We start from the raw sequence: 13229 nt of genomic DNA, 5'->3' as shown, positions 1-13229 counted from the left end.
TTTAATTGATATGTTTTTGAGCTCTGTATGATGAACGTACTAAGGCACTACTTTCTACATGACGGAAACCTAGTTCTAAACCAATTTCTTCGTATTCTTTAAATTGATCTGGATTAATAAATTTTTGTACTGGTAAATGTTTTTTACTTGGTTGAAGGTATTGACCAATAGTTACAACATCTACATCATGTGCTTTTAAATCATGAAGTGTTTCAATAACTTCTTCTCTGGTTTCTCCTAAACCAAGCATAATACCAGATTTTGTACGTCTTTGTCCTTGTTTTTTTAAGTATTTAAGTACGCCTAAACTTCTATCATATTGAGCTTGTATTCTAACAGATCTAGTTAAACGTCTTACAGTTTCAATATTATGAGATACCACTTCTGGGGCTACATCAACAATTCTGTCAATGTGTTGTTCAACACCTTGAAAATCTGGAATTAAAGTTTCTAAAGTTGTTTCAGGGTTCATTCTGCGTACAGCTTTAACAGTTTCTGCCCACATAATACTTCCCATATCTTTTAAATCATCTCTATCAACACTGGTTAAAACGGCGTGTTTAATATTCATTAATTTTATAGAGCGTGCTACTTTTTCGGGTTCGTCCCAGTCAACAGACTCTGGTCTGCCAGTTTTAACACCGCAAAAACCACAAGAGCGCGTGCATATATTACCTAAAATCATAAAGGTTGCAGTACCTTCGCCCCAGCATTCACCCATATTAGGGCAACTTCCTGAAGTACAAATGGTATTTAATTTATATTTATCTACCAAACCTCTTAACTCTGTGTATTTTTTTCCGGTAGGAAGTTTTACACGGAGCCATTTTGGTTTAGGTTTTTTTTCTGGTAATATATTAGATGTTGTTTCTTTTTGCATTGCTAAAAAAATGAGATGCAAAGATACAAAGTATTCTTTTAAAATTTGGTAAATAGCCGTAGGGTAAATGCCGTTAAAAGCCTAAATTAAATGAGTTTAAAAGAAGAGGTTATTTTAGTACTAAGATTTTTGAATAATTTCTGCTAATAACTTTTTAGCTCTTAGTAATTTAACCTTAACATTGTTAATAGGTTCATTTAATTCATTTGATATCTCTTTATAACTTAACTCTTGAAAATAACGCAGGTGAATCACTTTTTGGTAGTGTGGTTTTAATTTCTTTATATCTCTAAGTAATTTGGCTAAATGTTGTTCTGTAATTAATTTGTCTTCAATAGAAGGCGATTCATCTAAAATTTCAAGTACAGATTTTTCTTCATTAGAAATTACTTGAGAAATTGATTTCTTTTCTTTTCGTAATAAATCAATATGAATGTTTTTAGAAATGGTTATTAACCAAGTTTTAAATTTATATTTATTATCAAAAGTTTCAATTCTGTCAAAAGCTCTAGAAAAAGTTTGAATTGTAATATCTTCGGCATCACTTTCGTTTTCCACGCGTTTTAATTGAAAGCCGTAAACATCATCCCAAAAGGTATCTAGTAGGTAATTAAACGCTTTTTGGTCATTTTCTTTTGCGCGTTTAATAGCATTATTTATTTCCAATGGTTAGGTTTTGAAATAAGATTGTTTATAAATATAGTTAATTGTGTAATAATTAAAAAAACTTCTAGAAAAGGGAGTAACCAAAGTACATCTTTTTCGTTTAGTTTTTTAGCTGATAATCCGTAAACTACATATTGCATTATTATTTTCAAAATAAATAGTGTTAATACTATTTGCCAATTATAAAGTGTTGAAATTAGTATAAACGCTAAAAGCCAAAATAAAAATTGTGTACAGTAAATAAGTGTTAATAAAACTTTATGTTTTAGTTTGTAATGATTTGCTGTAGAAATGTGTCTTCTTTTTTGTTTATACCAATCTTTTAAGGTGGTTTTAGGGTTAGAGATAGTAATACTTGGTTCTGAATAACAAGTGGCAGTATTATTTTTTGTAGCAATTTGATTTACAAACAAATCATCATCACCAGATTTTATTTGAATGTGATTTATAAAGCCATTAGCCTTAAAAAATTCTTTTTTAGTGTAGGCTAAATTTCTGCCCACTCCCATATATGGCATTCCTAATTTTGCAAATGAAAAATATTGAATTGCAGTAACCAATGTTTCAAACCTAACTAGTTTATTTAGTAAAGATTTTTTAATTTTTGAATAAGCACCATACCCTAAAATAATACTTTTATTATTGTTGAAATGAGAAGCCATTTCACTAATCCAGTATTTTGAAAGAGGTTTGCAATCGGCATCAGTAAATAAAAGAAACTCGTTAGTAGAGGCTTTTATACCAAGTGTTAAAGCGTACTTTTTATTACCCCAAAAAGCTTCTACATTTTTTACGTCAACTATTTTAATGTTGTTGCTCTGTTTTTTGAAAGTCTTCATTACTTCTAGAGTATTATCTGTTGAAGCATCATTAATGAGAACTATTTCAAAATTTGAATAATCTTGATTGATTATAAAGGGTAAAAACTTCTTTAAATTTTCAGCTTCATTTTTGGCACAAATTATAACTGAAACAGGAATCTTTTTTACAGATTGTGTTTTTTGCTTAGAGAATGAAAATTTACCGAATAAAAAAAAGTAAATAATAACTTGAATACAAACTACACTAATAAATGCATAGTAAATAATATCAAGTAGACTCATGCAGATTTATGAGTGTTGAGGTTCATTACAATCGGCAAATTGATCTGGTGTTTTACCACAAAAGCCACAGGCTTCTCCATTTTTGTTTAACATGGGGTTTTGGCTAGCACATGTTCCTGAAAATTTACCGTCTTTTTTTGCCCAAATTTTAATGGCAATTCCAGCTATGGCTAATCCTAATATTGCTACGGTGATTAAAAAAAGTTTCATTGGAAAATATTTTACGCAAAGGTAACATTTTTATCAATTATTTCTGCTTAATGAAATAAACATTAACTATGTGACTAATTGCCTGTTTTAGTGTCATATATATAATTTATTAACAAATACTAACTAATTAAATTTGAATTATGAAAAAATTATTTGCAGAGTTTTTTGGAACATTTTGGCTTGTTTTTGGTGGTTGTGGTAGTGCTATATTTGCAGCAGCTTTCCCAGAACTGGGTATTGGTTTTGCAGGTGTTGCATTGGCATTTGGTTTAACTGTTTTAACTATGGCTTTTGCTGTTGGGCATATTTCTGGAGGTCATTTTAATCCTGCTGTATCTTTTGGTTTATGGGCAGGAGGTAAGTTTGAAGCTAAAAACTTAGTAGGCTATATTATTGCTCAATTAATTGGTGGTTTGGCCGCTGCCGGATGTTTATATTTAATAATAACTAATAAAGCAGGTTTTAATTCTATTGGAGGGTTTGCAGCCAATGGTTATGGCGCGCTTTCTCCAGATGGTTATTCTATGACAGCCGCTTTAATAGCAGAATTTTTGCTAACAGCTTTTTTCTTATTAATTATTTTAGGAAGCACAAATAAAAGAGCACCTAAAGGGTTTGCTCCTATAGCTATTGGTTTAGCACTTACTTTAATTCATTTAATTAGTATTCCAATTACTAATACATCTGTTAATCCTGCTCGTTCTACTAGTCAAGCGTTATTTGCAGGTGGTGAATATACAGCACAACTTTGGTTATTTTGGGTTGCACCTATTGCAGGTGCTATTGTTGCTGGATTTATACATAAAACTTTATTTGATAAAGAGTAGTTTATAATCTATTTGAAAATAATAGCCTCGTCTTAAATAATTAAAACGAGGCTATTTTATTTGAAGTATTTAATATTTGCTTAGTGCAAACTAATTTCTGCTACTTTTTTATCTAATGAAGCTATTTTATTACCTCCTTTAGGTTCAATAGTGATATTTAAAGCTAATGCGTCTTCTGCATATGGAATATTCATGAGCTTTCTATCGGTTTCATTTAAAATACCCAAGCTTACCATTTTACCTTGAATGTCTGCCCAAATTTGATAGCATTGTTCTTCTGGTAATTCTGGTAAAGAAACTACATCAATCATAGATGTTTTTTCTTTAGGGTTTATGTACGCCACCGTTTTTAATTCTTTGGCTCTTTCATTACCGTTTATAATATATTTCTCTGTTTCTGGGTTGTTAAGCTTTAATAACTGACGCATGACATTGTCTAACATTTTATTGTTTTGCTCAATATCGCTACGTAAATCAAAGATTTCATCAACAACAACTTGATTTTCTTCTGCTAGTTTTTGATTTTGATTGTATAAGAAATACGATGTACTAGCAAAAATAATAGCAGCAACACTAGCGGCTATAGAGTATTTATACCAAGTTTTTCTAGATCTAGTTGTGTTCATTTTAACCACAGGGGCTTCATCAAGTTCTTCTAAAATATTATTTAAAATATGTTTAGGAGCTTCAACAGCGTTACTTTTAGCTACAATCTCTAAGTTTTGCTGTAAGGTATCGTACATATTCTGTACTTCTGGGAATTTCGAAATATAAGATTCAACCATTTCCGTTTCGGCAGAAGTAGTTTCACCTATTAGATATTTTTCTAAAAGGCCAGAATTTAAAAAAGAAGTTATTTTCTCATTCATGACTTTATTAATTACGGATTGTAAATTTTTTTCAATTCTCGCAATCCAATTTTTAATCTCGATTTTATAGTACCTAGCGGAATATTTAATTCATCGCTAGCTTCTTGCTGTGTCATACCCTCAAAAAAGAGCGCATTAATTACTATTTGATATTTTTCGTCAAGGGTGTTTAGATGCTTTTTTATATCTAAAACGTCTTGATTAATACTATCTGCTGTAAATTTATATACGACAGAAGTATCAATTTGGACTTCTTTACCGCTTTTGTTTTTTAAAGATCTTACTTTATCAATAGCTGTGTTATAAGCAATTCTGTAGAGCCAAGTAAATAGTTTGGCTTTACTAGAATCATATTTTTTAGCGTACCTCCAAATTTTTACAAAACTTTCTTGAAGTACATCTTGAGCTGTTTCCTCGTCTGTAATTACCTTTCTAATAACTCCATATAGAGCATCTGCATAATTTTCGTATAACAGAGAAATAGCTTTTTTATCGCCAGATTCTAGGAGATTTACTATTTCTTTTTCAATAGGAGTTATCAAAGTAAGTTTAATTTATATATTGTATTAATATGCCAAAAATAGAAATTTCTTTGAGATTATAAGATATTTACTTCTGCTTCAATAGAAATGTTAAATATTCTCTTAACAGTTTTCTGAATTAGTTTTGAGAGTTTTAATATGTCTTTTCCTTTTGCATTACCATAATTAACTAGTACTAAAGCTTGATTTTTATGAACCCCGTAATTACCAAAATGTTTGCCTTTAAATCCAGCTTTTTCAATAAGCCAACCTGCAGGAACTTTTACTTGAGTTTTAGAAACTGGATAATTAGGAATGTCATCAAAATTTTTGCGTAACTCATTATATAACTCTTTAGGAATTATTGGGTTTTTAAAGAAACTACCACTATTGCCTATTTTTTTTGGGTCTGGTAATTTGCTTTTTCTAATAGTAATAATAGCTTCTGAAACGTCTTGTATGGTTGGGTTTTTAATGCCCATATTTTCTAATTCTGAAGTTATTGCTCCGTAATTAATGTTTAATTTATGATTTTGTGTACTTAGCTTAAAAGTTACACTGGTAATAATATATTTATCTTTAGCGTTATTTTTAAAAATAGAGTTTCTATATCCAAAATTACAATCTTCTTTATTGAATGTTTTTAGGGTTTTAGTTTCTAAAGATATAGCTTCGCAAGACACAAACGTATCTTTTAACTCTACCCCATAAGCACCAATATTTTGTATAGGGGCAGTACCTACATTACCAGGAATAAGTGATAGGTTTTCTATACCACCAAAATTATGTTTTAAACACCATAAGACAAAGTTATGCCAATTTTCGCCAGCATTAGCTTTTACTATAACAGATTGCTGGTCTTTAGAAATGATGTTAATTCCTTTTATGTTTATATGAATTACAAGTCCGTCAAAATTACTGGTAAGTAACATATTACTGCCGCCACCAAGTATTAGTTTTTTTTGGTAGTTTTCTAGTTTTAAAACCTGGTTTAGTTCGTCAAAACTTGAAACTGAAACAAAGTATTTAGCGTTTACATCAATACCAAAAGTATTATAAGCTTTTAATGATATGTTTTGTTTAATATGCACTAGTTTTTATAAACTTTTAAGGCTTCCTTTATAATGTTTACTGCTTTAACTAAACTTCTTCTGTTAAGTACGTATGCAATCCTTATTTGGTTTTTTCCTATGTTTGGTGTAGAATAAAATCCACTAGCAGGAGCAACCATTACAGTTTCATTATCAACATCAAAAGACTCTAATAGCCATTGAGCAAAGTGGTCTGCATCTTTTACAGGGAGTTCAACTATACAATAAAAAGCACCCATTGGAGTAACCACTTTAACATCATCAATTTTATTTAGCTCTGTAATTAAAGTATTTCTTCTGTTAAGGTATTTGTTTTTTACTTCTTCAAAATAACTTGAAGGAGTTTGTAATGCAGCTTCGCTTGCAATTTGAGCGTAGGTAGGAGGGCTCAACCTAGCTTGTGCAAATTTTAACACAGTGTGCCTAATGGTTTCATTTTTAGTTACTAAACAGCCAACCCTTGCGCCACACATACTGTAGCGTTTAGAAACAGAATCTATCATAATGGTGTGTTCATCTAAGTCTTCTAATTCTAAAATAGAATAATGAGATGAACCATCATAAGTAAACTCTCTGTATACTTCATCTGAAATTAAAAACAAATCGTTACGTTTTACAATATCTGCTAATTGTTTTATTTCTTTTTCAGAATAAAGACATCCGGTTGGGTTTCCTGGATTACAAATCATAATTGCCTTTGTTTTAGGCGTAATTAGTTTTTCAAATTCTTCAATAGCAGGTAAAGCAAAATTGTCTTCAATTTTAGAAACAATAGGAACTACTTTTACGCTTGCTGCAGTAGCAAAAGCAATATAATTAGCGTAAAAAGGCTCGCAAATAATAACTTCGTCATCAACATCCATAATGCTTCCAAAAATAAAAGCAATGGCTTCACTAGCTCCAGTGGTTACAACAATGTCTTTATGAGACACGTTTATATTATGACCGCTATAGTAATTAGCAAGTTTTTTTCTGTATGTTTCTGAGCCTTCAGAACGCGAATAAGATAAAATTTCAACAGAATTATCTCTTACGGCTTGTAGTGCCACTTCTGGGGTTTTAATATCAGGTTGACCAATATTAAGATGGTATATATGTTTCCCTTTTTTAATTGCATCTTCTGCATATGGTACTAATTTACGTATGGGAGACTCGGGCATTAATTGTCCCTTTTTAGATATTGTTGGCATCTAATTTTTAATTTAGTGTGCAAATTTGAGAAAATTATCTTAAAGTTTTTTTAAAAAATAGTCTTAAATACTTAAGTCTAACTAAAAGATTTGTAAATTCATTAAGTAAATGATACCTGATAGTTAATGAAAAGGCTTGTATTTTTTTTATGTTTTTTTTGTGGTTGTATAGTTATTTTGGTTGCTCAGAACAACAGGTTCATTATTCAAAATAAGAATGAAACAGACAAAATAAAATTTAAATTAATTAATAATTTAATGATTGTTCCTGTTGAAGTTAATGGGGTAGAGTTGTCTTTTATTTTAGATACAGGAGTTAGTAAACCTATAATTTTCAATTTTTTACATGGAACCGATACATTAAAAGTTAAAAATACAGAAAAAATTTTTTTACGCGGTTTAGGAGAAGGAGAACCTATAGAAGCATTAAAATCTAGAGATAATATTTTTAAAATTGGAGATGCGGTTAGTTTAAGACAAGATTTGTACGCTATTTTTGGTTTAAATATAAATTTTGCTTCAAGATTAGGAGTACCAATTCATGGTATTATTGGTTTAGATGTTTTTAGAGATTTTGTTGTTGAAATAAATTACATTCATAAAAATATTAAGCTTTTTAATCCTGATATATATAAATATAAAAAGTGTACTAAATGCGAGCAGTTTAATCTTGAATTTTATAATAACAAACCTTATTTGAATGCCGAGGTAAGTCTTAATAATAAAAGAATTCCCTTAAAACTATTAATTGATTCGGGTGGTAGTGATAGCTTGTGGTTGTTTGAAGATGATTCATTAGGTATAACGTCTGGGGATAATTATTTTAGAGATTTTTTGGGGCATGGTTTAAGTGGAAGTGTTTATGGTAAACGCGGAAAATCAGATGCGTTCTTTTTAAAAAGTTTTACATTAAAAGAATCTAATGTAGCATTTCCAGATTCAACGTCAATATTTTTTGCAAAAAAAGTAGAAGATAGAAACGGTAGTATAGCAGGAAATATTTTAAAGCGCTTTAATATTATTATGGATTACAGAAATAAGTTAATAACGCTAAAGAAAAATAGTAATTTTCGTGAAAGTTTTAGCTATAATAAAAGTGGTATAGAATTAGCTCATGATGGTGTTAGGTTTGTTAGAGAATATGAAAATGAAAATTATAAGTTTGATAAAAATGCGCAAAACTCAAATAATAAAGGAGTGCGTGTTTTATTTGACAGAAAGTCAAAAATGGTGTTAAAACCCACTTATTCTATTGTAGAACTAAGAGAAGGTTCGCCAGCAGCACAAGCAGGTTTGTTAAAAGGAGATATAATATTATCAATTAATGGAAAGGTTTCTGATAATTTAACATTACAACAAATTATGCTCATGTTTTATGGCAAATCAGGAAAATTAATAAGGCTAAAAGTACAGCGAGGAGCTATTATTTCAACCTATAGTTTTAGGTTAAAAAGTTTATTAAAATAAAAAAAGCCTAAATCTAAGATTTAAGCCTTTCTTCTTTAATTTATATTTTTATATATCATCAAAATCTACATCTGTAAAACTCTCGGTGGTTTTAATGGTATCTTCAGATTGAGATTCAGAATTATTATTGTTGTATTCTTTTTTAAAATCTTTTTGGTGGCGTTCACTAATAACTTCATCTCCTCTTTGCTCAATAATGAAATCTGTCATTTCAGCTAAAATATCTTTAAACTCGGCAAAGTCTTCTTTGTATATATAAATTTTATGTTTTTTGTAGTGGAATGAGCCATCATCATTAGTGAATTTTTTACTTTCAGTAATTGTTAAGTAATAGTCATCTGCTTTAGTAGCTCTAACGTCAAAAAAATATGTGCGTCTTCCTGCTCTTAAAACTTTAGAAAATATCTCTTCTCTCTCCATCATATCATTATTATTCATAGTTAAATAAATATTTATTTGAATTTATCGTTTGCGTATCAAAAATCTAAAAAAAACCGATACTAACCAACAAATTCTAAAGTTTCTTTTTTAAATATTCACTTTTATTGAATTTATTTTAACAAAATTGAGAGTTAAAATATTGATTTTATGTTTATTTAGTGTTTGTTTCACTTTTTTGTTTAAGGTATAAATGTTTGTAATAGCCATCCTCTTTTATTAGAGATTTATGAGTGCCTTTTTGTACAATTTTCCCATCTTCTAAAACAATAATTTTATCTGCATTTTTTGCAGATGATACCCTATGACTTACAATAATTGATGTTTTACCTTTAGTTATTTTTTTAAGGTTTTTTAATATTTTTTCTTCAGTTTCAGTATCTACAGCCGATAAACAATCATCAAATAGTAATATTTTAGGAGATTTTATAATAGCCCTAGCAATGGAAATTCGCTGTTTTTGTCCGCCAGATAATGTAATACCTCTTTCACCTAAAACTGTTTCGTACCCGTTGTTAAATTTTATAATGTTTTTATGTACTTGTGCATTTTTTGCAGCTTGTATAACTTCATCATCTGTAGCATCTTCTTTACCAAATTTTATGTTGTTTTTTATGGTGTCTGAAAATAAAAATGCGTCTTGTGGTACGTGGCCAATACTGTCTCTTAAATTGTATAGATTAAGATTTTTAATATTTGTGTTGTTAACTAAAATAGAACCTTTGTCTATATCGTACAACCTGCCTATTAAGTCTAAAATTGTTGATTTTCCAGAACCCGTTTTACCTAAAATAGCAAGTGTTTCTCCTTCTTTTACATTAAAATTAATGCCTTTTAATGCTTCAATATTAGTGTCATCATAGGTAAAAAAAACGTTTTTAAACTCAATATCACCTGTAATTTTAGTTGTTTTAGTAACGGTGTTTTTAATTTCTGGTTCAATTTTTAAAAATTCATTTATTCGTTTTTGAGATGCTTCTGCTTGTTGCACAATAGAGGTTACCCAACCAACAGTAGCAACAGGCCATGTGAGCATATTAACGTAAATAATAAATTCTGCAATGGTACCTAAACTTTCAATCTCTCCGTTAATATATTGCATACCACCTATGTAAATAACTAAGAGGTTACTAGTACCAATAAGTAATATCATCATGGGGAAAAACCAAGCTTGTATTTTAGCCAGATTTACTTGTTTTTCTTTACTTTCATCAGCCAATGATGTAAAATTTGATGACGTTTGAGGTTCAATACCATAGGCTTTTATAACGGTAATACCACTGAATGATTCTTGAGTAAAGGTTGATAATTTTGACAAATATTCTTGTACAATAGTACTTCTGTTATGAATTTCTCTACTAAGTTTATAAATAATTATAGAAAGTATAGGTAGTGGTAATATAGTGTATAATGTTAATTTGGGCGCTTCGTTAAACATGTAAATAAGCGCCACAACAAACAGAGCAACGGTGTTGATGCTGTACATAATGGCGGGTCCTGCATACATACGAACTCTGCTTACATCTTCTGTAATACGATTCATTAAATCGCCAGTTCTATTCTTTTTATAAAAGTTTAAAGATAATTTTTGGTAGTGCTCATAAACTTCATTTTTTAAATCAAATTCTACATACCTAGACACGTTAATAATGGTCTGCCTCATAAAAAAGGTAAGTATTCCGGCAATTAATGCGGCTCCAATTATCCAAAGTATAGCTTCTACTAACTCAGATCTAAATACTTCTTTAGTAATAGAGCCATCTAAAAATCTTTCAACAGTAGCAAAAATCTTTTTTACATACCTAGGCGTATAGAGTAAAAAAATTCTAGCAGCTACAGTGATAACGCTACCTAGTAGAATATGCGTTTTATATTTTAAAAAATACTTATTTAAATGCTGTAATTCTTTCATTAAAAATAAATCAACAAGAAAAGCAAAGATAGGGCATATAAACTATAATTAGCTTTGTTAGGTATTTAGTAACTGTTAAAAATAGCATAAAGTTATAATCACAATAATATAAGATTGAAAATAGAGTTACTTTTTTAAAATAATATTACTTTTGCAGCGTAAAAAAAGCAAATGTTTTACGTTATTTAAATTTAAGTTCTTTGTAATTATGCTAAACAGAAGACATATTCGTATAAAAGTAATGCAAACTTTATATGCCTATAAAGGAGGCGAAAGTGATGATTTTAGTAGAGATCAGAAATTCTTACTGTTTAGTATAGATAACATGTATAACTTATACTTATTATTAATCTCTTTACTACCAGAAGTTAGAAAAAGAGCAGAGAAAGATTTACTTAAAAAACAACAAAAGTATCTTGCAACTCCAGAAGACAAAGATCCTAATAGAAAATTTATTAATAATCAATTACTTCAACTTTTAGGTAATAATATAAAGCTTAAAGATCAATTAGAAACCCATAAAATAAATAACTGGGAGCTAGATGACGAGTATGTTGATATTATTTTTAAAGCAATAAGATCTAGTGATTTATATAAAGACTATATGCAGACTAGGGTGTCTGATTTTAAAGAAGATAAACAATTTGTAATAGATTTGTTTAAAGAAATATTGGCACCCAATGATAAGCTTTATGAATATATAGAAGATAAAAATTTAACTTGGTTAGATGATTTGCCTACTGTTAATACTGCTATTTTAAAACTTTTAAGAAAAGCCAAACCAAACTCTAACGATTCTCATTTTGTGCCTAAATTGTATAAAGAAGAAGATGACAAACAGTTTGCAATTGATTTGTTTAAGAAAACACTATTAAATAGATCTGCTTTAAATACAGAAATAGAAAAGAAAACCAAAAATTGGGATTCTGATAGAATTGCAAATGTTGATTATATTTTGCTGCAAATGGCAATATGCGAGTTACAAAATTTTCCATCAATACCAGTAAAAGTAACCATAAATGAATATTTAGAAATTGCTAAAGAATATTCTACCCCAAAAAGTAGCATATTTATTAATGGAATATTAGATAAATTAGTAAAAGAATATACAGATTCTAAAACTTTAAAAAAAGTAGGAAGAGGTTTATTATAAATTCTTGTTAAGTTGTTTTTTTAAAAGTTTTTAATCGCTTAAATAATTATTACTTTTACAGCGATTAATAGAAAAAAATAAATAAAATGAAGAAAATATTTTTAGGTATTAGTGTTTTATGCATGGTAGCCTTTACATCATGTAAAGAAAATGCAGCAAAAAAAATTGATGAAAAAAATATTGCAGTAGCAGCAAAAAGAGATGCTGAGGCTTCAAAATTTCCAGTTATTGAGTTTGAAGAAACCGAGCATGATTTTGGTGAGATTGAAAAAGGAAAAAAAGTATCAACTGTTTTTAATTACAAAAACACAGGAGATGCCCCTTTAGTTATTACAGATATAAAAACTTCTTGCGGTTGTACTGTTCCTCAAGATTGGAGTAGAAAACCATTAGCACCAGGAGAATCTGGTAAATTTACAGTTACTTTTAATGGTAGTGGAGCTAATAAAATTACTAAAACTATTACTGTAACAGCCAATACAGAAAAGGGAAAAGAAATAGTAAAAATAACAGCATTTGTAAAAGATCCAAATGCTAAAACAGCTGATAAACCAGTAAAATAATTTATAAAATGGGAGAAGGAATTGGGGCATTTATGCCATTTATTTTAATGTTTGTAGTAGTGTATTTCTTTATGATTGCACCACAAATGAAGAAAGCAAAAAAAGAAAAGAAGTTTGCAGCAGAACTTAAAAAAGGTGATAGAGTAATTACCAAAAGTGGTTTACACGGTAAAATTTTAGAACTAAATGACAAAGATGGCACATGTGTTATAGAGACTTTGTCTGGAAAGTTAAAATTTGAGCGTTCTGCAATTTCTATGGAAATGAGCACTAAGTTAAATGCACCAGCAAAATAAAAATAAACTATATGTTTATAAAAAAAGGCTTCCTACTTTTAAA

General features: G+C 29.2%; 15 protein-coding genes. 5 read left to right on the top strand and 10 right to left on the bottom strand.

Annotation, left to right across the window (positions count from 1 at the left end):
• Nucleotide 1 precedes the first annotated feature (1 nt).
• The 4 genes from lipA to J1D01_RS04700 form a co-directional block, all read right to left on the bottom strand.
• On the bottom strand, nucleotides 2-880 hold the full coding sequence (lipA, locus tag J1D01_RS04715; RefSeq protein WP_372937037.1) for a lipoyl synthase: 879 nt from the start codon (nucleotides 878-880) through the stop codon (nucleotides 2-4).
• Nucleotides 881-1000: 120 nt separating this feature from the next.
• Nucleotides 1001-1546 carry an RNA polymerase sigma factor gene (locus J1D01_RS04710; protein WP_372937038.1) on the bottom strand — a complete coding sequence of 182 codons (546 nt, stop codon included), beginning with the start codon at nucleotides 1544-1546 and terminating at the stop codon, nucleotides 1001-1003.
• A complete protein-coding gene (locus tag J1D01_RS04705; protein WP_421150001.1) occupies nucleotides 1537-2649 on the bottom strand; it encodes a glycosyltransferase in 1113 nt (370 codons plus the stop codon). The genes J1D01_RS04710 and J1D01_RS04705 overlap by 10 nt, the downstream gene beginning before the upstream one ends.
• 6 nt (nucleotides 2650-2655) lie before the next feature.
• Nucleotides 2656-2859, bottom strand: coding sequence for a membrane or secreted protein (locus tag J1D01_RS04700; RefSeq protein WP_076700272.1), 204 nt, complete (start codon nucleotides 2857-2859; stop codon nucleotides 2656-2658).
• A 140-nt stretch (nucleotides 2860-2999) separates the two neighbouring features.
• Here J1D01_RS04700 and aqpZ point away from each other — a divergent pair, with 140 nt between their 5' ends.
• Nucleotides 3000-3686 (top strand): aquaporin Z, encoded by a 687-nt coding sequence (aqpZ, locus tag J1D01_RS04695; RefSeq protein ID WP_372937040.1) that lies wholly within the window; start codon nucleotides 3000-3002, stop codon nucleotides 3684-3686.
• Nucleotides 3687-3766: 80 nt separating this feature from the next.
• Here the strand turns inward: aqpZ and J1D01_RS04690 are convergent, their stop codons facing one another.
• Genes J1D01_RS04690 through J1D01_RS04675 form a run of 4 tightly spaced genes read right to left on the bottom strand, consistent with a single transcriptional unit; the run spans nucleotide 3767 to nucleotide 7357 of the window.
• Complete coding sequence (locus tag J1D01_RS04690) at nucleotides 3767-4555, bottom strand: anti-sigma factor domain-containing protein (RefSeq protein WP_372937041.1); 789 nt, start codon at nucleotides 4553-4555, stop codon at nucleotides 3767-3769.
• Nucleotides 4556-4566: 11 nt separating this feature from the next.
• Nucleotides 4567-5097, bottom strand: coding sequence for an RNA polymerase sigma factor (locus tag J1D01_RS04685; RefSeq protein WP_372937042.1), 531 nt, complete (start codon nucleotides 5095-5097; stop codon nucleotides 4567-4569).
• A gap of 56 nt (nucleotides 5098-5153) precedes the next feature.
• Complete coding sequence (gene murB, locus J1D01_RS04680; RefSeq protein WP_421150000.1) at nucleotides 5154-6167, bottom strand: UDP-N-acetylmuramate dehydrogenase; 1014 nt, start codon at nucleotides 6165-6167, stop codon at nucleotides 5154-5156.
• On the bottom strand, nucleotides 6167-7357 hold the full coding sequence (locus J1D01_RS04675) for a pyridoxal phosphate-dependent aminotransferase (protein ID WP_421149999.1): 1191 nt from the start codon (nucleotides 7355-7357) through the stop codon (nucleotides 6167-6169). Before J1D01_RS04675 ends, murB begins: the two co-directional genes overlap by 1 nt.
• Nucleotides 7358-7615: 258 nt before the next feature.
• Here J1D01_RS04675 and J1D01_RS04670 point away from each other — a divergent pair, with 258 nt between their 5' ends.
• Complete coding sequence (locus J1D01_RS04670; RefSeq protein WP_372936559.1) at nucleotides 7616-8824, top strand: PDZ domain-containing protein; 1209 nt, start codon at nucleotides 7616-7618, stop codon at nucleotides 8822-8824.
• 48 nt (nucleotides 8825-8872) lie between these two features.
• On the opposite strand, the gene J1D01_RS04665 is transcribed toward J1D01_RS04670, so the two are convergent.
• Together J1D01_RS04665 and J1D01_RS04660 are read right to left on the bottom strand one after the other, a co-directional pair.
• Nucleotides 8873-9262, bottom strand: a complete 390-nt coding sequence (locus tag J1D01_RS04665; protein WP_372936557.1) for a PUR family DNA/RNA-binding protein — start codon at nucleotides 9260-9262, stop codon at nucleotides 8873-8875.
• Between the two features lie 154 nt (nucleotides 9263-9416).
• Nucleotides 9417-11174: an ABC transporter ATP-binding protein gene (locus J1D01_RS04660; protein ID WP_372936555.1), complete on the bottom strand. Its 1758-nt coding sequence runs from the start codon at nucleotides 11172-11174 to the stop codon at nucleotides 9417-9419.
• Between the two features lie 208 nt (nucleotides 11175-11382).
• Here J1D01_RS04660 and nusB point away from each other — a divergent pair, with 208 nt between their 5' ends.
• The 3 genes from nusB (at nucleotide 11383) to yajC (ending at nucleotide 13186) form a co-directional block, all read left to right on the top strand.
• Nucleotides 11383-12327, top strand: coding sequence for a transcription antitermination factor NusB (nusB, locus tag J1D01_RS04655; RefSeq protein ID WP_421149998.1), 945 nt, complete (start codon nucleotides 11383-11385; stop codon nucleotides 12325-12327).
• A gap of 86 nt (nucleotides 12328-12413) precedes the next feature.
• Complete coding sequence (locus tag J1D01_RS04650; protein WP_372936551.1) at nucleotides 12414-12890, top strand: DUF1573 domain-containing protein; 477 nt, start codon at nucleotides 12414-12416, stop codon at nucleotides 12888-12890.
• Between the two features lie 8 nt (nucleotides 12891-12898).
• Nucleotides 12899-13186 carry a preprotein translocase subunit YajC gene (yajC, locus tag J1D01_RS04645; protein WP_372936549.1) on the top strand — a complete coding sequence of 96 codons (288 nt, stop codon included), beginning with the start codon at nucleotides 12899-12901 and terminating at the stop codon, nucleotides 13184-13186.
• Nucleotides 13187-13229: the final 43 nt, after the last annotated feature.

Source organism: Seonamhaeicola sp. NFXS20, from assembly GCF_049132085.1.
Classification (GTDB): domain Bacteria; phylum Bacteroidota; class Bacteroidia; order Flavobacteriales; family Flavobacteriaceae; genus Seonamhaeicola.
This window is presented reverse-complemented; position numbering and strand designations above follow the sequence as displayed.